This window comes from Poseidonibacter sp. (assembly GCF_041821165.1).
GTDB lineage: Bacteria > Campylobacterota > Campylobacteria > Campylobacterales > Arcobacteraceae > Poseidonibacter.
Genome location: NZ_JBGUES010000291.1, coordinates 1 through 515, shown reverse-complemented (window position 1 = coordinate 515; position 515 = coordinate 1). Strand labels below are relative to the sequence as shown.

At 35.5% G+C, this 515-nt stretch carries 1 protein-coding gene; it reads right to left on the bottom strand.

Features of this window, described 5'->3' with window-relative positions:
* Window positions 1-350, bottom strand: a 350-nt coding sequence (locus tag ACERKK_RS13225) for a GTP-binding protein (RefSeq protein WP_373773540.1), incomplete at its 3' end; no start/stop codon positions are given.
* Window positions 351-515 lie beyond the last annotated feature (165 nt).

Below are 515 nucleotides of genomic sequence, written 5' to 3'. Positions count from 1 at the left end.
CCACTCAAATTATCGATAACACAAACAGCGGTAATACTTTTTACATATGGCGAACAACGGTTGCACAAACCAGCACTTTCCGTGATTAATAAATCTAATCCTTCCTTAATTCCCCACTGAGTTACCTCTTCAATATTACTTACAAAATAATGATCAGGACAAAGTGAACCGGACAATCCCTTCTTTACCTTCACTCCTGCCTTTTCATACAAAATATCATCATCGGTATAAAGGCAGTCAAATTTCACCACACCAACTTCTAATCCCCGCTTTTGTAACGAATCGATGGTCTTTAAAATTACTGCTGTTTTTCCTGATGATGGAGGTCCTGAAACTGTAACTAAGTTCATATCTGGTTATTTTTAATTCTGTAATTTTAACAATACTACTTCTGAGGGGTATAATTCAAGGGTCCCAAATTTGCAAACGATTCATCCTGTATGGATTTATTAAAAATCCCCTCACATTTCTTTATCAAACTACCAATATCGTTACTATTAATATAATCCCAACCC